Origin of the sequence: Methyloversatilis universalis EHg5, from assembly GCF_000378945.1 — a bacterium.
GTDB lineage: Bacteria > Pseudomonadota > Gammaproteobacteria > Burkholderiales > Rhodocyclaceae > Methyloversatilis > Methyloversatilis universalis_A.
The window spans coordinates 3318106-3340237 of sequence record NZ_KB900539.1; the positions used below are offsets into that span (position 1 = coordinate 3318106).

Here is a 22132-nt window from a genome sequence, read left to right on the forward strand (position 1 = left end):
TTACATAATTTGCATAGCCCTGGTGCCCGAGCTTTTCGATGTTGTGCAGCAAATTGCCGAACACCGGCTCGACGGTGGCGAAGCCGGCGGCATCGCGCGCATTCTGCTCACCGATCATGCGCTGCACGGCCGCTTCCATCTTCGCGGCTTCGCGCTCGAAGTCGGCACGCGTGCCGCTCTTCGCCTTGGATGCATTCGACGGCAGCTTGACGCCGTCGATGGCGAAGAGCTGTCGCCCGATCAGCCCCTGGCGGTCGCACACCAGCAGTACCTGGGTGAAGAGCGCCCGGGCCTCATCGCCCAGATGGCTGACGAAGTGGGCGACGGTGGTGAAGTGGGGCGCGCTGTCGCCGGAGACGGCCATGAACAGCACGTTGTGGCGGCAGGCGGTGGCGATGACGCGCGAACTGATCAGCCCGCGCGAGTAGCCGAGCAGCACGATCTTGAGCAGCACTGCCGGATCGAAAGCCGGGGCACCGCCCGCGTCGTTGGCATAGCGGGCGCGGAGCGTGGAGAGATCGAGGTCGTTGTCCACCAGATGGCAGAGCGCGAACTCGAAGGTGCCGGGCAGCACCTGCTGCGCGAAGTCGACCGGGATGAGCTTCAGGCCGTAGTCGGGCGTCTTGAATCGCGGCATCGCAGGGCTCCGGAGAGGCGATGCGCAATCATAACGACGGCATGTGAACGGCGGCGGGATGGGTGGGTTTTTTCTACAGCCTCAACGTTTGAGTTCAACGGCCGCCGAAGGCAGTCCGCTGGAAAGATTGGTTAGACGGCATCACTAGAGCCAACGCACAAAGTACGAGAGGTGCTCTTGCGCCCAACCTTTGGCTTCGGCGAGCGACGCGAAGGTTCCCATGCTGCTAACGCCAAAGGGCCTAGTCTGCGGCAGTGCGCCAAAGAGCAAGTAGTAAGCCTTGCCCTCGGAGTTAAGTTGAGGCATCTCTCCACTCTCGAGCATGCCGTCAGCCTCGTACATGGCGTGAAAGTAGTCGTAGTTCTGCTCGATGACGAAGACAGGGTACTCAGCCGCTCCGTCATAGGAACAGACACCCTCCGAGACAGGGCGCTGATACGGGAGGGCAGCCACGACGTCTAACGTTGAAGCTGAGCCACGAGCGGCGGCCTGCCGACGCGAGTCGGCTCGAGCAACTGGTTAGACCACAGCCTTTGCGCAACCAAGACCAGCTTAGACATACAAGACCTCAACCTCGTGCGTTTGCTCTGTGTGGAACGCCTCCGCGAACGCCAACACCTCTTCCAGTGTTTCGCCCGGGTGGGAAGTGGTGACGATCAAATGGTTCGACCTTCGCAGTTCATCAGTGCAGAGCCAGTCCAGAGCCTCTTCCCATGCAGGCGCATCGCGACCGACCGCACAGACCAAACTGACTTTGCTCGCCACGAGTTCGGCCAGCACAGGATCCCCGCGTTCCGGCGAGTACCCGGTGGTAGATACGAGGACAACCTTTCCAGGATGGTGCATTGCTGCGGTCTAACGTGAAATTGGGCGGCCGCCGCAGGCGGTCCGCTTGAATGACAGGTTATGCGGCTGGTTCACTGTTGGCCCAGCGCTTCGCGGGCGATGTTGGAAACTTCTTCAGCACGCTCGGATGGTGTTGGTTCATACGCGATGCGTTCGAGTTCTGAGCGGAGAGCCAGAACTAGGTCTTGTGAGTGCGCCACGACCGATCCAATGAGGCTGTATTTCCACACTTCGTCGTCACCCGCCAATACTCGACGGATGTGAGGAGCGAGCGGTGCACCGATGCCCGCTAGGAATGGGGCCAAGACTCTCGCCACAGGCCAATTGACGTCCTGAACCCACTGCAAGAGTTGCTCTGCGACCTGCTCAATCTGCGACCAGTCTGCCCCGGCAGCAGCGTTCGCTGCCACTAGATCAAACTTGTCGTGTGGAATGAATGCGGAATCAGGACGCATAGCGTTTGACATGAGAGGCCCGACCCGGCTTGCCGGGGCATGTCCGCTCGATTGATGGGATGGACTCCCCCGTTCTTTGCGCGCCCAATGTGCGCAGCCGGTGCTCGCGGGAACGGGGATCGGCCTTCACACGGAGGAGTCCATTCATGAATGCTACGACCGTTGCAGTGGATCTGGCCAAGAGTGTATTTCAACTTGTCGTTGCCCATGACGATTGGAAACCGGTCGAATCTCATCGGCTGAACCGTCGCCAGTTCGAAGCCTTCTTCAACAACCGCGCCGTCTCGCTCGTCATCATGGAAGCCTGCGGCTCGGCGCACCACTGGGCGCGCTGGCTCGGGGCGCGCGGCATCGAGGTTCGCCTGCTGCCCGCGGCCTATGTGCGCGCCTACGTCCGGCGCAACAAGACCGACGCCGCCGATGCGCTCGCGCTGCTCGAAGCCGCCCGCAATGCCGACATCACTCCCGTGCGAGTGAAGTCGGTCGAGCAGCAGGCGCTGCAGGGCCTGCACCGCATCCGTTCGCTGTGGATGAGCACGCGCACTTCGCGCATCAATGCGCTGCGGGGCTTCTGCCGGGAGTTCGGCCTCATCGTGCCGGTCGGCGCCCGTACCGGGCTGGAGACGATGGGCCGGCTGCTGGCCGACCCGGACAGCGCCCTGCCGGCGCTCATCCGCGAATCGATGAAACTGCTGCTTGACGAGATCCGTCTGCTCGAAGCACGCATCGCGCGACTGGAACAGGAACTGTCGCAGCTCGCGCGGCAGAGCGCAGCCTGCACCCGGCTGCTCACCATTCCCGGCATCGGGCTGCTCACTGCCACCGCGATGGTCGCGGCCACCGGCGGCTCGGTCAGTCACTTCAGGGATGCCCGCCACTTCGCGAGCTGGTTCGGGCTCACGCCACGCGAACACTCGTCGGGATTGACCCGCAAGCTCGGACGCATCTCGAAGCAGGGCGACAAATATCTGCGCATGCTGCTCACGCACGGCGCGCGTGCCTGCCTCAGAGCCGCCACGCTCGCCGCCAGGGCCGACCGTCACCTGGACGCGCTGCGCCAGTGGGCGGTGAATATCCAGGCGCGTACCCACCACAACAAGGCCGCATGCGCGCTGGCCAACAAGCTCGCACGCATCTGCTACAGCGTGCTGCGCGATGCCACCGCCTACGGTGAACCGCAACCCCGGCTGGCAAGAAAGGCAGACCGGGCTTCGTTCGCTGTGGCTCCCTGAGCAGAGTCACCCCCTCCCGCCACCGCTTGCCACGAGACAGATCGCCCATCATGGCCAACCGGGTCACACCCACGGGGACGAACGCCGATAACTCTTCCGGCAGCGAAATGCGTGCCGTTTGTATCGATTGGCGCGCCCCGCGCAGATTCCATGTCGGCACGGGTCACTCAGAACCCACTACGGATGCCGGATATACGACTGCAAGTGATCTACCCGGGAAAACCAGACTATCGGTCAGTCTTGATTTTGGGGGGAGTCCATATACGCTGTGGCTCCCTGAGCAGAGTCACCCCCTCCCGCCACCGCTTGCCACGAGACAGATCGCCCATCATGGCCAACCGGGTCACACCCATGGGGACGAACGCCGATAACTCTTCCGGCAGCGAAATGCGTGCCGTTTGTATCGATTGGCGCGCCCCGCGCAGATTCCATGTCGGCACGGGTCACTCAGAACCCACTACGGATGCCGGATATACGACTGCCAGTGATCTACCCGGGAAAACCAGACTATCGGTCAGTCTTGATTTTGGGGGGAGTCCATATACGACTGGTTAGAGCTCACTTTCGCACCCCACGCTCATAGGTGTGATTGAGGCAAAAGGCTGACCCAAGAAGGGCCAAACTGACGCAGCCGGCGCAGATGCACTCATCGGACCCAAGACCAGTTCGACTCTCCAGCAGAAGCTGCTTCTCTAGCGCCGAAGAGTCGAATGACTCCCAGCCACCAAGTTCATCGATTTGGACGAGGTAGCGCTGTTGGAACTTGTCTTCAGCGTCAAGGCGCCAGTGTGTTCCGTCCTCGACCCGGCGATACAGCTCATACCAATTCTTGCGATCGACGAGCTCGAGCTCGCGCATGACATTTCTCGCCGCGGCAGTGCCCGAGTTGAAATAGCTTGCGCGTGGCCAATTGTTGGGCATGTGAGCTCTAACGTAGAGTTGAGGCGCCTGCGCGGCTTTTCGCGCAGGTCGCCTCGAACGCAGGGTTAGAGATACTATTCCGCATGGGTACTGGCTGGCACGGAAGATAGCCCATATGTAAGTTCGCTAGACATCGCGAGTGCTACGTTTTCGACATATTTGGCGTCTGCTTTCCATACCTTTGGATTACTTGCAGAAAGGAGCGCATCGATTGCCTTCCTGGTTTCCGGGCCGAAGATTGCCTTTGCCATCGTAATAACAGTGATGTACTCGGCCTTAAGCGCGCTGTATTTCTCAGTTTCTTGAATTCCGCTAGGGAAACACTGATTTAACCCCGTCCCCGTAGAATGCCCAAGTCATCCCGATACGCTCAACCCTCCCGATGAAACAGCAAACCAGCTTCGCCGATCTCGAGTACTCGGCGCGCCGCAAGCCGACGCGGCGGGAGAAGTTTCTGACCGACCTGGATCGTCTGGTGCCGTGGTCGCAGCTGGTGGCATTGATCGAGCCGCACTACTACCGCGGCGAGCGCGGTCGTCCGCCGGTCGGGCTGGAAACGATGCTGCGCATGTATCTGTGCCAGAACTGCCTGGGCCTGTCGGACGAAGGAATTGAAGATGCCATCGTCGACAGCATCGCGGTGCGTCGCTTCGTGGGCATCGACCTGATCGAGCGTCAGGCACCCGATGCCACCACGCTGCTGAAATTTCGCCGCCTGCTCGAACGTCACGAGATGCCGGTGCGCATCTTCGCGCTGATCCGCGAACAGCTCGGTCAGCAAGGGCTGATCCTGCGCGAAGGCACGATCGTCGACGCCACCTTGATCGCTGCGCCCCCCTCGACGAAGAACAAGGAGGGCGAGCGCGACCCCGACATGCACCAGACGAAGAAGGGCAAGCAGTGGTATTTCGGCATGAAAGCGCATATCGGTACGGATGCGCACACCGGCATCGTTCATTCGCTTGCCGCCACGGCGGCGAACGCGTCCGACGTGAGCCAGACGCACAAGCTGCTGCATGGTGAGGAGAAGCACGTGCATGCCGACGCTGGTTACCAGGGTGCAGGCAAGCGTCCCGAACTGAAAGACTGCCCGGCCGAATTCGTGATCGCACGCCGGCGTACGACTTACAAGAGGCTGGACAAGACGGACCCGAGACGCCAACTCATCGAGCAGGCGGAGCACGCCAAGGCGAGCATCCGCTCGAAGGTCGAGCACGCGTTCCATGTGGTGAAGAACCTGTTCCGGCATCGCAAGTGCCGCTACAAGGGTCTGGCGAAGAACGCGGCGCAGTTGCATGTGCTGTTCGCGATGGCGAATCTGGTGCTGTCGCAGAGAAGTCTGTGCGCGCCCTACAGGACAGGTGCGTCCTGAGGGCGAGAAATCGGGGCGATGAACCCCGAAAGGGCCTCGGGTCGATGATTCGGGGCTGAAAAAGAGCCGAAATTCGATGTCATGACGATGCGAATTTCGGAGTTGCTGCCTCACGGACGAAAAATCCCGGAAGGGTGGCTTTGATCAGCGTTTCCCTAGCAATCTTCTTCGTAGCTTCAGCAGCATTTTTCGTCTTAACGGAATTTTGAAGGTCAAGGAGATGAAGCTGCTCATTCATATCAAGGGAGTTCAGGATGATGTCTTTTTGGCTGATTTGGATGAAACGCTCCATCAACGTGAATCGCTTGTCCAATAGGTCCTTTTGAACTCCAAAGTACTTCTCACTCTTGAAGGCAATTTCCTGCTGTGTTGCCGCAAGCTTGGACCCGAGAAGGGTTGTACCAGCCGCGATGAAGCCGCCAAACAATGCGATAAGTAGTTGCTTCCAAATTGAATCGCCAGCAGAAACATTTTCGGATTTAGCTGGCGACTCCTGATTGTCAGTTGGGTTTGTACGCTGTTGTTGATGTGGACGTGCCATGGGTATCTCTAACGTGAGGTGGACGACATATTCGTCCAATAAGACGGACGCTGTCCGGATAAGCGAACAAACCGGAAAACGGATTTCACATGCATTTCAACGAGCTCCGCTCGACACGACGTTTACTCACGCTACGAAAAAAGCACTGAAACCGGACACCCGCCCACCGGCGCCCGCAGCCCCAGGAAATTCCATTCAATTATGCACGGAATGTATAAGCAAGCGGCGGTGGCGCAGACGCCCTACTTGAACGAGAACACGTACCGCACATCCACCGCCTGTTCGGTGCCGGTGCTGCCGATCAGCGCGAGGTGGCGGGTGAGGTTCCAGGTGAGCTTGACGATGCTGGTGGCGCCGGCCACGCCCTGTTCGTAGGTGAGCAGGGCGTTCGATGACAGGCGCTTGCCGACGCTGACGACCTGGCCGCCGACGGTGCTGGTGCTGCTGGATGAACTGACCACCTGGCTGCGCGGACCGGTGCTGGTGCTGCTCTGGGTGAGCGCGATCTGGTCCAGGCCCAGGGCCTGGGCGAGCGAGCCGGTGACGCCTTCGCCCTCGCCGCCGAGCAGCGCGCTGGCGGCGGTGGCGAGCAGCGACAGGTCGGAGCCGCCGGCGCGGTCCTGACCTCGGCCGAGCACGATCCACGACAGCTTTTCGCTGTCCGGCATGGCGGAGTCGGACACCAGCCGCACGCGCGGCTTCTGCACGGTGCCGCTGACCTCGACGCCGGCCTGCACCGGCAGATTGGGCCGAATGGCGCGCACATTGAGGCCAGGGTTGGACACCGAGCCCTGGAAGCTGATGATGCCGCGTTCGATCACCAGGTCCTGCCCGTAGGCGCGGTAGCGGCCGTCGGCGGTGCGGATGTTGCCGGTGGCGCGCAGGCCTCGGCCTTCATCGCGCAGGGCGAGCTGGCCGGCGAGCCGGGTGTCCAGCCCGCGCCCCTTGAAGTAGAGCCGCTCGCCGAGGTCGATGTCGATGGCCAGCCCGAGCGGCGGGCCGGCCGGCTCGTCGACCGTGCGGCCCTTGACCACCACGTCATCCCCCAGCGCAGGGGCGGACTGTTCGGGCACGGTAAAGAGGCCGGCGTCGGCCTTGAGCCCGAGCTGCAGCTTCAGCCCGTCCTTCGCCGAGCCGCGCAGCCGGCCGTCGCCGGACAGCATGAGCCACTGTTCGCCGCCCTGCAGCGGCACGAAGCGGCGGATGTCCAGTTCGATGTCGGCGGCGGTGGTGGCGAGCGCGACACTGCCCCGGGCCGACAGCCGGCCCGGTTGGCGCGTGAGCGCGCTGCCGCCGAGTCGCGCGTCGGGCGGCGGACGGCGGTTGTCGCTTTCGAAGCTGAGCGACTGCAGCGTGAGCCGGTCGCCGTCGAACTGGGCGCGCAGGCTGCCGCGCTCCAGCCGCACGCCGGCGTCGACCAGCGCGAAGGCGAGCGCGTCGCCATCGACCCGGCCGGACAGGCGCGGCGTGCGCAGCGTGCCGGCCAGCGTGACGTCGCCATTCATGCGGCCGGCGGTGCTCATGTCCAGCCGCAGCGTGCGGCCTATCCAGGCCAGCGAAGGCACGGCCAGCGTGGCCTTGCCACCCACCGGTGCGTCGAGGTCGGGCAGCCACAGGCTGCCTTCACGGCGCAGCGGCAAGGCAATTTCCGCCTTCATTTCGCCGATGTCCGGCCCGGCCAGCACCGCCTGCACATTCGCACCGCGACCGGCCAGCCGTGCATCGACCCGTGCCGCCGACAGCGCCAGCTCCGCCCGGGTGTCGCCGGACACCACCACGTCACCGGCCTCGCGGAACAGCGCCAGCGTGCCCTCCACCCGCTCGTCGCCGGCCAGCAGTGCGGACAGCGACCAGTCGGCGCCGAGCTTCAGCGGCGCACGCACCGCGATGCCGGCGGCGCGGTCGCGCCACACCAGCCGCAGCGGCACGCCGCGGGCACGGCCGACGGCTTCGATGCGCTCGGGTGTCCAGGCGGTGCGCGCCAGCGTCAGTTCGCCGCCGCCGGTCAGCGCGAAGCCGGCGCCTTCCAGCGTGACCGCCTGCGGCGAAGCCGCGAGCCGCGCCGGTGCGCCCAGCGTGGCACTCAGTTCGGACGACAGTACCAGCGCCAGCCGGTCCAGCGTGCCGGACCACGCCGGGCCGGTGGCGTCGCTGCCTGCAGACAGCCCGCCGCGGGCGGCGAGTTTCAGCGAGGGCTTGACCGGCGTGTCGCCGCGCTCGGCCGGCGGTGCGGCGGCCAGCACATCCAGCGTGAGCGCATGGGCGGCGCGGGTGCCGGTGAGGTCGGCCTTCAGGCGCTCGACCGACTGCGGCAGCTGCGGCGCGCGCAGATCGGCCGCGTCGAGCGACAGCGTCATGCGGCCCTCGGCGCCCGGCGCCAGTTCGGCGGCCAGGTCTGCGCTGGCCACACTGCCGAGGCTGCCCAGCGAAAGCGCGCGCGCGGCGAGCGTCATGCGGCCATTGGGTGCAGCCAGCGTGCCTTCGAGCCGGCCGCTGCCGCTGAGGCTGCCGGCCAGCGTCTGCCCGGTGAATGATTTGAGCGCGCCGAGGCGGCGGGCGTCGAGCGTCCAGTCCAGCGCGTCCTGTGCGCCACCCGACTTGTTTCCGCCATTGCTCCCACCAAACGCGCCCTGCGCGGTCAGCGTGTTGCCGCCCCAGTCCAGCGCGATGTCGACGCCGGACAGCCGCTGCCCCTGCAGCCGCGCGCGAGCGCGGCCGGCCAGCGGCTCACCCGCCAGCACGCTGGGTTCGATGTCGACCGCGGCCTGCAGATCGGGCTGCGGGCGCAGGCGGCCGGCGGCGTCGAAGCGGGCCGACAGCTTCGCGGCCGGCGCCTTCACGAAGGCGGACGGATCGAACTGCTGCAGCCGGCCTTCGGCCTTGAACGCCAGCGTGTCGTCCAGCGCCAGCGTGCCGCTCAGGGTGGCTTCGGCGCCCCGGGCGGCCAGCCGGGCCGACGCCAGCGTGAGCTGGCTGCCGTCCACCGCGCCCTCGGCCTTCAGTGCGAGCCGGCTGCTGCCGCGGTCGTCCAGCGTGAGTTCGAACTGCTGCCGGGTGTCCGACGCCTGCACCGCCACCTTGCCACCGATGCGGGTGCGCAGGCCCTGCCGGTGCAGCGCGGCGGTGTCGATGTCGTGCAGCGTGAGCAGCGCTTCGAGCGGCAGCGTGCCGGCGCGCCGCCAGCCCACATCACCCCGGATGCCGCCCCCGCCGGCGAGCGCGATCGCCAGTCCGCGCAGGTCGACCGCCTCCGGTGCGGCTTCGATGTCGGCGGCGACCGAGGTGACCGGCGCCCGGCCCTGGTCGATGCGGCCGGGCTCGGCGTTGCGTGCCTCGATACGGCCGACCAGCGGCGTGGGCGTGTCGCCGCGCGGCGCGAGCTCGGCATTCACCGTCCAGCGGCCGGCCGGCGCCGCCGGGTGCAGGCTGTGCGGGTCGAAGGCGTCGAGCGCCAGCGCAGCCGATTGCAGCGGCTGAACGGCAAAGGGTCGCGCCGCCACCCGGGCGCTGCCACTCAGACCGTGGCCCTGCGCGGTGAGCGCGACGTCGGTGCGCTCGGCCAGCGTGCCGCCCAGCACCGCCTCGACCGCGTACTGCTCGGCCTTCAGCGCCAGCCGGCCCTGCAGCGGGAAGGGCGCGCTGCCCTTGAGGCCTGCTTCGCCACTCAATGCGCCCCAGGGCGTGGCGAGCGACAGTTCGCCGACGCGGTGAGCGCTGCCGTCGGAATCGACAGAGAGCTGCAGCGGGCCGAGCTTCAGCGCCTCGGCGGCCGGCGCACCGTAACTGCCAACCTCGATGCGGCCGACATCGATCCGGGCCTGCAGCGCCAGCGGCAGTTCGAGGCTGGCCGGCGTGGTCGGCGGCGCGTCGCTGGGCGATGTGGCGACGCGCAGCACATCCGCCGCCAGCCGGTCGATCACCAGCCGGCCGCGCAGCAGTGCGGACGGTTGCCAGTCGAGCGCCAGCGCGCTCAGTTCGATGCGGGTGCTGCCGTCGTCATGCAGCACGCGCGACAGGCGCGGCGATGACAGCAGGCTGCCGGAGGCGACCTCGATCTGCAGGCCGCTCACCGCGCGCCCGGCCACCGCCGCCACCGTACGCAGACCGGTTTCGGTGGCGAGCAGCCCCCAGCCCGCGGCAAAAGGCAGCGCGAGCAGCGCCAGATCGGTCAGCGCGAGCCCGAACAGCCGGGGCCGCCGGCGCTTCGCGGCGTCCGGCGATGCGGGAGACGGGGCAGCCGGCGGTTCGGGCGGTGAGCTGGGCAGTGAGGTGGGCGGAAGCGGTTCAGTCATCGGTCATGAAACGGAGTCCAGCGGATACCCGGAGGCTGACCACCTCCGGGCCGGTGGGTTCGCCACCTCAGCTTTCGCGCATCGAGCGGCGGGTGACGTTGATGACCGGATCGAGCAGATAGTCGAGCATGCCGCGCTCGCGGGTGCGCAGAAAGGCCTCGACCGGCATGCCCGGCTCCACCCGCTCGACCGGCTTGCGATCGAGCTGCACATGCACGACGTAATAGGGCATGCCACGAGCGGAATCGACCAGCCGGTCGGCCGACACGTAGATGACCCGCCCGGGCATGAGCGGCGTGGTGCGCGCGTTGTAGGCGGACAGCCGCACTTCGGCCGGCTGGCCGGCATGCACCTCTTCCACGTCCTGCGGCGCAACGCGCAGCTCGACGATGAGGGCGCCGGCCTCGGGCACGATGTCCACGATGGGTTCGCCCGGCCTCACCACGCCACCGACCGTGTGCACCTGCAGATTCACCGCGCGGCCGGCCACCGGCGCCACCACCTCCTTGCGCCGCTGGCTGTCCTGCGCCGGATGCAGGCGCGCCTGCAGATCGAGCAGCTTGCGGCCGGACAGCTGAGCTTCGTCGGTGGCGCGCTGCACGAATTCGGCGCGCACCTGGGTGCGGCGCAGCCGGAAGTCACCGATGTTCTGCCGCGTGCGTGACAGCATGGCCTGATGCTCGGCCATGTCGGCTTCGCGCACCGCGAGGTTGCTGCGCAGTTCAAGCAGCCGGGTGTGCTGGATGAATTTCTGCTCGGCCAGCTTTTCCGACGCCTGCAGCTGTTCGCGCAGCGCGGCCACCGCGCGCTGGTCGGCCTCGACCTGGCGCTGTACCTCGCCCGCTTCGCGCTCGGCTTCGCCGGCCTGGGCTTCGAGCAGCGAAAGCTGTTCGCGCAGATTGCTGCGGCGGGTCTGGAACAGCCGCTGTTCGCCCTCGATCAGGCTGCGGTAGCGCGGCGATGCCGCCTGCGCGGTGAGGTCCTGCGGCAACGCGAGCGCGGGCAGTTCGCGCTTTTCCGATTCCAGCCGCGCCAGCGTCAGGCGCTCGGCCACGATTTCGTTCTGCAGCGCATCGACCGAGGCGTCCACCCGGGCGTCGCCCAGCACCAGCAGCACCTGACCGGCCTGCACCACGTCGCCGTCGGCCACCTTAAGTTCGGCCACGATGCCGCCTTCGAGGTGCTGGACGGTCTTGCGCTCGCCCGACACCCTCACCTCGCCGGCCGCCACCACCGCACCGGACACCGGCGCCAGTTCGGCCCAGACCAGCATGGCAGCCAGCGTGCCGGCGATCACCCACAGGCCGGCGCGCACCACGCGCTCGCGGGCCAGGCCGGGCAGACCCGCATCAAGCTCGATGGCCATGGCCGCCTCCTCCGATCTGAGCCGGCCGCTCGCCCACCGCAGCAACCTTGGCACCGCGGGCGAAACGGGCGGCGATGTCGGCGTAGTCGCCGAACTGTTCGACCATGCCCTCGCGCAGCACCAGCAGCTTGTCCATGCCCTGCAGCATGCGCGGCCGGTGCGCGACCACCACCACGGTGAGGCCGCGCTCGCGCAGCCGCGCCAGCATGTCGACCAGCGCGTCTTCGCCTTCGGCGTCGAGGTTGGCGTTCGGTTCGTCCAGCAGCACCAGCGCCGGCTGGCCGTACAGCGCCCGAGCGATGCCCACCCGGGCGCGCTGGCCGGCGGACAGCTGGGCGCCGCCCTCACCCACCTCGGTGTCGTAGCCCTGCGGCAGACGCAGGATGAGATCGTGCGCGCCGCACAGCTGGGCGGCGGCGATCACCGCGTCGGCGTCCGGCTGCGGCTGCATGCGCGCGATGTTCTCGGCCACCGTGCCGGGGAACAGTTCGACGTTCTGCGGCAGGTAGCCGATGGCGGCACCCAGCGTGTCGGCCGGGTAGTCCTGCAGGCGCGCTCCGTCGAGCCGCACCGCGCCGCCGGCCGGTGTCCAGATACCGGCCAGCAGACGCAGCAGCGCGGTCTTGCCGGCGCCGCTGGGGCCGATCACCGCCATCTGCTGGCCGGGCTGCAGCGCGCAATTCACGCCGCGCAGCAGCACGCGCGGACCGGCGGTCATGGACAGCGCCTCGACCTCCAGCCGGCCGGTCGGTTTCGGCAGCGGATGCGGCTCGCGCACCTGATCGCTGCCGTCGAGCAGCACGGACAGGCGGTCCACCGCCTCGATGAATTCGAACAGACCGCGCCAGCTCGACACGATGGCTTCGACCGGCGCCAGCGCGCGCGCCAGCACCAGGGTGCCGGCCATCATGACGCCGGAGCCGAGGTCGCCGGTCACCACCAGCCAGGCACCGCAGCCCAGCATGAGCACCTGCAGGTACTGCCGCACGAAACGGGTGAGGCCGGTCCAGGGGGCGCCGGCCGCCTGCGAGGCGGCAGCGGTGCGCAGCACCTGGTCGTTCAGTGCGCTCCAGCGGCGGCCGAGGTCGGCCGACATGCCCATGGCGCGCACCGCGTCGGCATTGCGCACCGAGGCGTCCATGAACTGCGACGACGCGCGACCGGCCCGCGCCGACACCTCGTTGTAGTGACGGGTGACCCGGCTGTTGAGCCAGGCACAGGCCAGCAGCACCAGCGCGCCGGCGGTGGCCAGCACGCCCAGCAGCGGGTGGAACACGAAGATGAGCAGCAGGAAGAGCGGCGCCCACGGTGCATCGAACAGCGCGATGACGCCAGGGCCGGTGAGGAAGCCGCGCACCGTAGCGACGTCGCGGATGCACTGGGTCTGCGCCGCATGGCCGGGCGAACCGGCCACCGCGAACAGCCGGGTCACCACCTGCGGGCCGAGCGCGCGGTCCAGCCCGAAGGCGCAGGACATGAGCAGGCGCGCCCGCACCTGATCGAGCAGGGTCATGCCGACCAGCGCGATGGTGGTGACCAGCGTGAGCATGACCAGCGTGGGCACGCTGTGGCTGGCGAACACGCGGTCGAACACTTCCAGCGTGTAGAAGGGCAGCGCCAGCACGAGCACGTTCAGCACCAGACTGAACACGGCCGCCCAGAACAGATGGCGGCGGCAGGCCTGAATGAAGGCGTTCATGCGGTGATCTCGGGCATGTCGCAGGAATGGGGCTGGCAGGGAGGGACTGCCACCGGTTCTCGGGGCTGCCATCTTCGCACTGCTTGCCCGGATTGCATCAAGCAATCCGTCCCGAAGTCAGCGCGAAAGCGGGGCGGAGAAGGCGCATGCGGGGGCTCATGAAAGGGATCAGAACGCGATCGACAGCGAAAAATGCGGCCGCCACTGCCGTTCGCGCTCGCCGTAGGCCAGATCGAAGGCGATCGGGCCGGCCGGCGAGCGCCAGCGCACGCCGGCGCCGGCGCCCCAGGCCGGATTGAAGTCCTTGCGGCTGTCGGCGGCATCGCCGGCATCGACGAACACCGCCGCACCCCACTGATCCCAGCCCCAGTGCACGTATTCGACGCTGGCCACGCCGAGCGCGCGGCCACCGACGATGGCACTGCCCTGACGCACGCCCAGTTCGAGGTAGTCGTAGCCACGCACCGTGGTCGCGCCGCCGGTGCGGAACAGGAAGTCCTGCGGCAGTGATCCGGTGGCGCCGCCGGTCAGGCCGGCTTCGCCGCGCAGGATGAGCTGGTCGCGCCGGCCGACCGGAATGAACCACTGCGCCTTCAGATAGCCGCGCAGGAAGTTGGCGTCGGACAGCACGCCCTTGAGGCCACCGCCGATCTGGGCATTGAGCACCCAGCCGTCGTGCGGATTGAACAGGTCATCCACCCGCCGCCAGGTCCAGGAGGTGTTGGCGGCCAGCGACTGCTGGGTGCTCTGCACCAGCCCGTCGATCTCACGCTGTTCGCGCTGCAGCGACAGCGAGTGGCGGATTTCGATGTCGCCGCGCAGCCGCGCGCGCACCACGCCAACGCCGACGCGCTTGGTAATCAGGTCCTGGATGTCGGCGTTCTCGGCCAGCACGCCGAAGCTGTCGCGGTAGCCATCGGCGTGCGGCGGCAGCATCACGTCGGCAAAGGCGATCTGGCGCAGCTGTTCCAGCCGCACCGCACTGTTCAGCAGCCAGGACTGGCCGAACAGATTGTTGTCGGACCAGCCGACCTCGCCGCGATAGCCGGTATTGCTGCTCAGGCCGGCGCCGAAAGACAGCCGGCGCGACGGCGCCTCGGTCACCGCCACCCGCACCGGCGTGGCGCCGGCGCGCGTCGGGTCCGGGTCGGCCAGAATCTGCACCGAACTGAAATAGGGCGACGCCAGCAGCGCGCGCTCGAAAGCCAGCACCGCTTCGGTCGAATACGGATCGCCGGCCCGGATCGTGGCGTAGCGCTTCACCAGGTCGAGGTCGTGCAGCGCCAGCCCGGTGGCTTCGATGTCGCCGAAACGGAAGGCCGGGCCGCTGTCCAGCGCCACCGTCAGTTCGGCGCGGGCGCTGTCCGGGTCGATGTCGGCCCGGCTGTCGGCGATCACGCCAGAGGCGTAGTCGCGCGCGGTCAGCTCTTCCAGCAGCACCTGTTTGGCGGCGGACCAGTCGGCCTGACGGAAGGGCTCGCCGGCCGGCAGCCGCCAGCCCGCTCGCAGGGCCTCGCGCCGTTCGGCCTGTTCGCGCCGCTCGCCGGCCAGTTCGCCGCTGAATTCGATATTTACTGCGGCGATGGTGGTGCGCACGCCCGGCTCGATGCGCAGCACGGGTGGCGTGCCGACGACGTCGAACTGCGGGCTGAACCAGCCTTCGGTCGCCAGCAGTTCGGTGATTTCGCGGCGCACCCGGCGCAGCGTTCGCCGCTCGGCGCGCTCGTCGTCCAGCGGCTCGCGCAGTTCAAGCGAACGGGCGTGGCGCTCCAGCATTTCGAGCACCGGACCGGGCAGGTCCGGTGCCTCGATCACCAGCCGGCCGTGATCGACCGCCAGCGGCGCCTCCGGCAGCGGCAGATCGCCGCTGTCGGCTGCGTCGGGGACGTCTTCAGGGTCGACCGCCTCCTGCCCGTGCGCCGGCAGTCCGGCACCCAGCAGGCAGGCCAGCAGGAGAGGGAGCAGCGTCGGGCGCAATCAGCCCGCGCTCAGCAGCTCGACCTCGAACACCAGCGTCGCGTTCGGCGGAATGACACCGCCTGCACCGCGACGGCCGTAGCCCAGGTGGGCCGGAATGGTGAGCTTGCGCACGCCACCTTCCTTCATGCCGACCACGCCTTCGTCCCAGCCGCGGATGACCTGACCGCCACCGAGGTGGAAGCTGAAGGGCTGCTTGCGGTCCTTGCTCGAATCGAACTTGCGGCCGTCGGTCAGCCAGCCGGTGTAATGCACCGTAACGCGCTGACCCGGCTGCGCTTCCTTGCCAGTGCCCGGGGTTACGTCCTCGATCACCAGTTCGCCGTCGTTGCGCACCACCGCCAGCAGCTCAACCTCGAACACCAGCGTGGCATTCGGCGGAATGACGCCGCCGGCACCGCGCTCGCCATAACCCAGCTGCGGCGGAATGGTGAGCTTGCGCACGCCGCCTTCCTTCATGCCGGCCACGCCTTCGTCCCAGCCGCGGATCACCTGCCCGGCGCCGAGCTGGAAGCTGAAGGGGTCGTTGCGGTCCTTGCTCGAATCGAACTTGCGGCCGTCGGTCAGCCAGCCGGTGTAATGGACGCTGACTTCCTGGCCCGCGGCCGCTTCGTGGCCGGTGCCCGGCGTGGTGTCTTCGTAGACGAGGCCGCTTTCGGTGGTGATGGCAGTCATGGTTCAGACCTGTTGAGGTTAAAGGTCGGCAGTTTACCCAGCCACAGGCGGTCTGGACGCTCTTGCAGGACAAACAGCGCATCCGGCGGCCCGGACGCGGCGCCGGCCACGGGCATTTTCCACGCGCACCGGCGGGCGGATCCGGGCAAGCCGAGGGCGTGTGGACGGGCGGTGGCCGCGATACGGAAAGGGCCGGCCGCGCCAACTGCGCGCCGCGGCGCGGGGCACGCCCGCAGGCCATGTCGTAAGGATATGCAGGGCGGTCGCCGGACGGCTTTACCGATGAGACAGATGACTCGCACTGCAACATGCAGGCGGGGCGCAAACCTTGTATCTTGCGACGCGTTTTCCCGTCCCATAAACCGTGCCGGAATCTTCGCTAATGCTCTCCCAGGAAGCCCTCCAGGACTGGCGCAGCCTCGCGCTGCGCGTGGAAGAAGAAGTGCGCCGCGCCGTCGTCGGTCAGGACGACACGCTGCGCCTGATCAATGTCGCGCTGTTCGCCCGCGGCCACGTGCTGCTCGAAGGCGATGTCGGCGTCGGCAAGACCACGGTGCTGCGCGCCTTCGCGCGCGCCATCGGCGGTGACTTCGAGCGCGTCGAAGGCACGGTGGACCTGATGCCGAATGACCTCGTCTATCACACCTATGTAGACAGCGAGGGCAAGCCGCGCATCGAGCCGGGCCCGCTGCTGCGCCATGGCGAGCGGCTCACCACCTTCTTCTTCAACGAAATCAACCGCGCCCGCCCGCAGGTGCAGTCGCTGCTGCTGCGCGCGATGGCCGAACGCACGCTGTCGGCCTTCAACCGCGAATACAGCTTCCCGCACATGACTGTGTTCGCCGACCGCAACCGGGTGGAGAAGGAAGAAACCTTCGAACTGGCTTCCGCCGCGCGCGACCGCTTCATGTTCGAACTGCGCATGCTGACGCCGTCGGACGACGACACCCGTCGCGCGCTGGTGTTCGACCCGCGCTTCCACGACACCGACGCGCTGATCGACACCGTGACGCCGGGCGTGGTCGACTGGTTGCAGATGAACACCATAGGCGCCGCCATCCAGCGCGCGGTCAGCGCGTCGGACGCGCTGCAGCGCTACGCGATGGACATCTGGGCCGCCACCAGCAATCCGTTGAAATACGGCCTGCAGATCGAGGGCGTCGACATGTCGCGCCTCATCCTCGCTGGCGCCAGCCCGCGCGGCATGGGCATGCTGATGCGCGCCGCACGCGTGGTGGCCTGGTTCAGCGGCCGCGATTACCTGACGCCGGAAGACATCCGCGCGGTACTGCCCTCGACGCTGGTGCATCGCGTGTTCTTCACGCCGGTCTACGAACTGCGCCGCGCCGAACTGGCCGACGCGCTGATCGAACAGATGCTGGAGCGGGTCGCCACGCCCTGAACACGGCTGCCGCCATGAGCTTCCAGCGCGATTTCCATTACCGCATTCCGATGCGGGTCGGCGGCCAGCGCCCGGGCGCCCACCGCAGCTCGACCACCGGCAGCGGCCAGGAATTCATTGCCCACCAGACGCTGTTCGACCGGCCGGACCCGCGCCGGCTCGACCTGCGCGCCAGCATCCGCGACCCGGAAGGCCGCTGGCTGGTGCGGGTGAACCGGCAGCGCGCCGGCATTCCGGTCTATCTGGTGGCCGACGTGTCGGCCTCGATGGCTTTCGGTTCGTCCGACACCAAGCTGGCGCGGCTGGCGCAGTTCGCGCTGTCGCTGGGCGATTCGGTGTTCCGCACCGGCGACGCGCTGGGCATGCTGGGCTACGACGGCAGGGAGCGCACCGACCTCATGCTGGCGCCCATGCATTCGCGCGGTGCCGGCGTCATGATGTCCGAAGCGCTCGGCCGCGCCCGCGCCGACCAGGCCTCGACCGACGGTGTGCTTGAAGCGTGTGCCCGCATCGCCGGCAAGCAGGCGCTGGTGTTCCTCGCCTCAGACTTCCACGCGCCGCTGGCCCAGACCTCGGCCGCACTCGATCTGCTGTCGCACGCCTATGTCGTGCCCATGGTGATCTGGGACGAAGCCGAACCGCGCGCCCCCGATGGCGAAGGTCTGCTCGCGCTGCGCGACATCGAAACCGGCCGCCGGCGCGGCCTGTGGCTGCGGCCGCAGATCCGCCGCCGGTGGGAGGACGCGTTCGCGCAGCGGCGCGAAGCGCTGGACAAGATGTTTTCGGCGCGCGGTACCCGCCCCTTCTACATGACCGGCCGCTTCGATGCCGACGCGCTGTCACGCTATTTTTTCGAGGCTGTCTGACATGAAACCGCTGCCCGCACTCCGGCTTCTGGGCACGCTGCTGGCGCTGGCCTGCACGCTGCCGGCCGGCGCCCAGGACACCAGACCGGCCGATGCCGCCCCCGCTCCAGTCGCTGATGCACCGCCCCAGCCCACCGGCCCGGTCATTCCGCCGCAGACCGATCTGAGCAAGCCGGCCGGCTCCAGCGACGAAGCGCCCGCCGCCGCGCCAGCCACACCGGACATGCCCGTCGCGCCGGCCACACCGGTGCTGGCGGCGATCACGCCGGAGGTGATCGCACCGCGCCCGTTCGGCTACGTGATCGGCGACATGGTGGAGCAGCGCATCGCCCTCGACCATGATGGCGCACCGATCGAACCGGCCACGCTGCCGCCGCTCGAACGCGCCGGCAACTGGTTCGAGCGGCGCGACGCACGCATCGAACAGGACGCCTCCGGCCGCCGCTGGCTGGTGATCGATTACCAGATCATCAATGTGCCGGACGAACTGCGTGCGCTCGAACTGCCGGCGCTCGACCTCGAACTGACCGATGGCAAGCGCCGGCTGCAGACCACGCCGCTGCCGGTAACCGTGGCGCCGCTGACACCTGAAGTGGTGCTGGCGCGCGCCGGGCTGGAAGCGATGCGCCCTGACCTGCCGGCGCCGCACATCGACCCCGCACCGTTCGAGCGCGGCCTGCACGCGGCGCTGAGCGCCGGCGCCGCGCTGGTCGGCCTGTGGCTGCTGCTGGCGCTGCTGCGCCAGCTCGCCGCCCGCCGCCGCCTGCCTTTCTCACGCGCCCAGCGCGAGCTCAGCCGGCTGGACAGCGGCTCGCCCGACAGCTGGCGACGGCTGCACCGCGCGCTGGACGACACCGCCGGTCAGGTGGTGCGCGACGGCAATCTGTCTGTGCTGCTGGCGCGCGCGCCCTGGCTGGCGCCACTCGAAGCCGATCTGCGCCGCTTCTTCGAAGCCTCGCAGGTTCGTTTCTTCGCCGATCGCCCGGCCGGCGACGTGGATCCGCGCAGCCTCTGCGCCCGCGCCGCAAAGCTGGAACGCCGGGCGCTTGCATGAAAAGGGCCCCCACGCTCACTGCGTTCGCTGCTCCCCGAGGGGGCTGCACTCGCCCTTGGGACGGTCCGGCGGAGGTCGAGACGTGAATGGATTCACTCTGAATCTGTGGCCGGGCGCGCTTGAACTGGGTGCGCCGTGGTGGCTGCTGTTGCTGCTGCTGGCGCTGCTGCCGCTGTGGCCGCGCCGGCGCCATACGCTGGATTACGCCTGCATCGACTGGCTGCCGGCGGACCCGCTGGGCAATGCCCTGCTGCGCGCCGGCCGCATTGCTGCGGCAATTGCGATGGCGGCAGCGGTGTTCGGGCTGGCCGGGCTGGCGCAGCCGGCAACAGAGGTGCAGCGCACCGGCCGCGGCGCGGAAATCGTGATCGCGCTCGACCGCAGCCGCAGCATGGACGAGGCGCTGCTGCCCAAGGGGCGGCAGCCGTCGATCGACACCACGGCCGAAGCCAAGGGCAAGGTGGCGCGGCGCCTGCTCGCCGACTTCGCCGAACGGCGGCCGGACGACCGCTACTCGCTGCTGCTGTTCAGTTCGGCACCGATGCCGGTGGTGCCCTTCACCCAGCACGGCGACGTGGTGCAGGCCGGCATCCAGGCCGGCGGCATCGGCCGCGGACTGTCGGAAACCGACATCGGCCGCGCACTGCTGGCCGGCGCCGAACAGTTCGACCGTCGCGCCTACTCCGGCAGCCGCATCCTGTTGCTGGTGTCGGACGGCGGCGCGCAGATCGACGAAGCGATGCGCGAAAAGATACGGCGCGCACTGCAGCGCAACCGCATCGCGGTGTACTGGATTTTCATCCGCTCGGCGCTCAGCCCCGGTCTGAACGCCGACGCCGGCGACGGCAACATTCCGGAAGTGGCGCTGAACCAGTTCCTGAAATCGGCCGGTGTGCCCTATCAGGCCTTCGAGGCGGAAGACCCGGAGGCGGTGAAGGAAGCGGTGGCCGAAGTGGATCGCCAGCAAAACCTGCCGCTGGATTACGTTGAACGGATTCCCCGCCGGGACTTTTCCGGCTGGTGTTACGCGCTGGCCTTGCTCGCGGGCGCGGCGGCGCTGGCCTGCCGCCTGATTACGCGGCCGGCCTGGAAGGAGGAAGTGCAGTCATGAGGATGCGCAGTCTGTCGTCGCTGATCGCGGCGGGCATTGCAGTCAGCATCGCGGTTGCCGGCTGGGAGGGTTACCGCCTGTCCAGCGCCCGCGATTTCAACCGCCTGGTCGACAGCGGCGTTGATGCCGCCGCCACCCAGGGCAGCCCGGAAGCGGAGTTCGCACGGGCGCTGTCGCTGGCAGCGCACAACGACTATGACGGTGCGGTGCGAGCCTACAAGGAGCTGTCGCGCAATACCGACGGCGCGCTGCTGCAGGCGGTGCTGTACAACCTCGGCAACCTGCATCTGCGCGAGGCGCTGCAGTTCGGGCCGGAAAGCATCGGCAAATCGCTGCCGCTGGCCGAACTGTCCAAAACCAGCTATCGCGAACTGCTGCGCCTGAATCCGCAGCACTGGGACGCCAAGTACAACCTGGAGCGGGCGCTGCGGCTGGCGCCCGAACGGGAGGCCTCTGACGAGGAAGCGCCGCCGCTGCCGCAGAACAGCGAACGGGCGGTGACCACGATGAAGGCGTTCACGCTGGGCCTGCCATGATCGCGACCACGCGCCAGCTGCTGGCCCGGGCACGCAGCCCGCACTCGCGTCCGCTGGCCATCGCGGTCGCGCTGTTCGCACTCGCCGCGGTGCTGCCGCCGCTGCCGCTGCCCGGCCGCAGCTATACCCACATGATCGTGCTCGACATCACCCAGAGCATGAACACGCTGGACTATGAACTGGATGGCAAGCCGGTCGACCGGCTGACCTACGCCAAGCACAGTCTGGGTCAGGCGCTGCGCAGCCTGCCCTGCGGCTCCAGCGTCGGCTGGGGCGTGTTTTCGGAATACCGGCTGCTGGCGCTGATGACGCCGGTCGAGGTGTGCAGCAACTACCATGAGCTGCTGGCTACGCTGTCCAACATCGACGGTCAGATGTCCTGGGCCGGCGCCAGCGAAGTGTCCAAGGGGCTGTTTTCGTCGATCCGTGCGCTGAAGGATCTCGACCCGAAACCTTCGCTCATCTTCGTCACCGACGGACACGAGGCGCCGCCGCTGCACCCAAAACTGCGGCCGTCCTTTGACGGAGAACCGGGTGTAGTGAAGGGCCTCATCGTCGGCACCGGTGGGCCAACCCTCAGCCCCATCCCGAAGTTCGATCCGGACGGCCGGCCGCTCGGCGTGTGGCGGGCGGACGAGGTGGCACAGATCGACACCGCCACCCGCGGCCGTGCCGGCTCGTCCGGCAACAGCGAAGCCATGGTCGATGAAAGCGGCAACCAGATGGCGCAGGTGCAGAGCGCGGGCACCGAACACCTGTCCAGCCTCAAATCGGTCCATCTGCGCGACCTCGCTTCGCAGACCGGCATGAGCTACCACACGCTGGCCGATGCCGAAGGTCTGGCCAGCGCCATGACCGACGCTGATTTCGCCCGCACCCAGTCGGTACCGACCCGGGTGGGCTGGCTGCCTGCGCTGCTGGGCGTGCTCGCGCTCGCCTGGGCCTTCCGGCCGGATCACCTGCGCCGCCGCTGAGCCCCTCCCGCCAGCGGGCGCCCGGCCCGGTCCGGGATGCACTCCCGAAATCTCAGTGAAGTCATCCCGACATCAGGGCATCCGGCGCCCGGAACCGGGGATTCCCTCCCCTGCGTTGTATAAGTCCATAACCCGCACAAAGCCTGTTGCTTATGGGCTCTGCGGGCAGGTGGCCG

At 67.8% G+C, this 22132-nt stretch carries 17 protein-coding genes and 1 pseudogene; 8 read left to right on the forward strand and 10 right to left on the reverse strand.

What is annotated here, in order from left to right:
• Window positions 1–88 precede the first annotated feature (88 nt).
• The 3 genes and pseudogenes from METUNV2_RS0115210 to METUNV2_RS19695 form a co-directional block, all read right to left on the reverse strand.
• Window positions 89–637: pseudogene (locus METUNV2_RS0115210) on the reverse strand (transposase); the annotation flags it as partial.
• A gap of 552 nt (window positions 638–1189) precedes the next feature.
• Window positions 1190–1483: a DUF7684 family protein gene (locus tag METUNV2_RS20370; RefSeq protein ID WP_026188203.1), complete on the reverse strand. Its 294-nt coding sequence runs from the start codon at window positions 1481–1483 to the stop codon at window positions 1190–1192.
• A 71-nt stretch (window positions 1484–1554) separates the two neighbouring features.
• Window positions 1555–1938, reverse strand: a complete 384-nt coding sequence (locus METUNV2_RS19695; RefSeq protein WP_157281432.1) for a DUF5071 domain-containing protein — start codon at window positions 1936–1938, stop codon at window positions 1555–1557.
• A gap of 146 nt (window positions 1939–2084) precedes the next feature.
• On the opposite strand from METUNV2_RS19695, the gene METUNV2_RS0115225 reads away from it, so the two are divergent.
• Window positions 2085–3170 carry an IS110 family transposase gene (locus tag METUNV2_RS0115225; protein ID WP_026188204.1) on the forward strand — a complete coding sequence of 362 codons (1086 nt, stop codon included), beginning with the start codon at window positions 2085–2087 and terminating at the stop codon, window positions 3168–3170.
• 558 nt (window positions 3171–3728) lie between these two features.
• Here METUNV2_RS0115225 and METUNV2_RS0115230 read toward each other — a convergent pair.
• Window positions 3729–4028, reverse strand: coding sequence for a hypothetical protein (locus METUNV2_RS0115230; RefSeq protein WP_018230335.1), 300 nt, complete (start codon window positions 4026–4028; stop codon window positions 3729–3731).
• Between the two features lie 445 nt (window positions 4029–4473).
• On the opposite strand from METUNV2_RS0115230, the gene METUNV2_RS0115235 reads away from it, so the two are divergent.
• Window positions 4474–5463 carry an IS5 family transposase gene (locus METUNV2_RS0115235; RefSeq protein WP_018230336.1) on the forward strand — a complete coding sequence of 330 codons (990 nt, stop codon included), beginning with the start codon at window positions 4474–4476 and terminating at the stop codon, window positions 5461–5463.
• A gap of 79 nt (window positions 5464–5542) precedes the next feature.
• Here METUNV2_RS0115235 and METUNV2_RS0115240 read toward each other — a convergent pair whose 3' ends face one another.
• The 6 genes from METUNV2_RS0115240 to METUNV2_RS0115265 all read right to left on the reverse strand — a co-directional run bounded on the left by METUNV2_RS0115240 (window position 5543) and on the right by METUNV2_RS0115265 (window position 16013).
• A complete protein-coding gene (locus METUNV2_RS0115240) occupies window positions 5543–6004 on the reverse strand; it encodes a hypothetical protein (RefSeq protein WP_157281435.1) in 462 nt (153 codons plus the stop codon).
• 242 nt (window positions 6005–6246) lie between these two features.
• Window positions 6247–10296 carry a translocation/assembly module TamB domain-containing protein gene (locus METUNV2_RS0115245; RefSeq protein ID WP_018230338.1) on the reverse strand — a complete coding sequence of 1350 codons (4050 nt, stop codon included), beginning with the start codon at window positions 10294–10296 and terminating at the stop codon, window positions 6247–6249.
• Between the two features lie 67 nt (window positions 10297–10363).
• A complete protein-coding gene (locus METUNV2_RS0115250) occupies window positions 10364–11662 on the reverse strand; it encodes an HlyD family type I secretion periplasmic adaptor subunit (RefSeq protein WP_018230339.1) in 1299 nt (432 codons plus the stop codon).
• Window positions 11646–13361, reverse strand: a complete 1716-nt coding sequence (locus METUNV2_RS0115255; protein ID WP_018230340.1) for a type I secretion system permease/ATPase — start codon at window positions 13359–13361, stop codon at window positions 11646–11648. The genes METUNV2_RS0115250 and METUNV2_RS0115255 overlap by 17 nt, the downstream gene beginning before the upstream one ends.
• A 168-nt stretch (window positions 13362–13529) precedes the next feature.
• Window positions 13530–15338, reverse strand: a complete 1809-nt coding sequence (locus METUNV2_RS0115260; protein ID WP_018230341.1) for an autotransporter assembly complex protein TamA — start codon at window positions 15336–15338, stop codon at window positions 13530–13532.
• Complete coding sequence (locus tag METUNV2_RS0115265) at window positions 15339–16013, reverse strand: FKBP-type peptidyl-prolyl cis-trans isomerase (RefSeq protein WP_018230342.1); 675 nt, start codon at window positions 16011–16013, stop codon at window positions 15339–15341.
• Between the two features lie 382 nt (window positions 16014–16395).
• Here METUNV2_RS0115265 and METUNV2_RS0115270 point away from each other — a divergent pair, with 382 nt between their 5' ends.
• The 6 genes from METUNV2_RS0115270 to METUNV2_RS0115295 all read left to right on the forward strand — a co-directional run bounded on the left by METUNV2_RS0115270 (window position 16396) and on the right by METUNV2_RS0115295 (window position 21956).
• Window positions 16396–17415, forward strand: a complete 1020-nt coding sequence (locus tag METUNV2_RS0115270) for an AAA family ATPase (protein WP_018230343.1) — start codon at window positions 16396–16398, stop codon at window positions 17413–17415.
• Window positions 17416–17429: 14 nt separating this feature from the next.
• Window positions 17430–18281, forward strand: coding sequence for a DUF58 domain-containing protein (locus METUNV2_RS0115275; RefSeq protein ID WP_018230344.1), 852 nt, complete (start codon window positions 17430–17432; stop codon window positions 18279–18281).
• Between the two features lies 1 nt (window position 18282).
• The gene (locus METUNV2_RS0115280) at window positions 18283–19335 is read left to right on the forward strand and encodes a hypothetical protein (protein ID WP_018230345.1); all 1053 of its coding nucleotides are present in this window, start codon (window positions 18283–18285) and stop codon (window positions 19333–19335) included.
• A gap of 82 nt (window positions 19336–19417) precedes the next feature.
• A complete protein-coding gene (locus METUNV2_RS0115285) occupies window positions 19418–20446 on the forward strand; it encodes a vWA domain-containing protein (protein ID WP_018230346.1) in 1029 nt (342 codons plus the stop codon).
• On the forward strand, window positions 20443–20982 hold the full coding sequence (locus METUNV2_RS0115290) for a hypothetical protein (RefSeq protein ID WP_026188205.1): 540 nt from the start codon (window positions 20443–20445) through the stop codon (window positions 20980–20982). Before METUNV2_RS0115285 ends, METUNV2_RS0115290 begins: the two co-directional genes overlap by 4 nt.
• Window positions 20979–21956, forward strand: a complete 978-nt coding sequence (locus METUNV2_RS0115295; RefSeq protein ID WP_018230348.1) for a VWA domain-containing protein — start codon at window positions 20979–20981, stop codon at window positions 21954–21956. The genes METUNV2_RS0115290 and METUNV2_RS0115295 overlap by 4 nt, the downstream gene beginning before the upstream one ends.
• Window positions 21957–22132 lie beyond the last annotated feature (176 nt).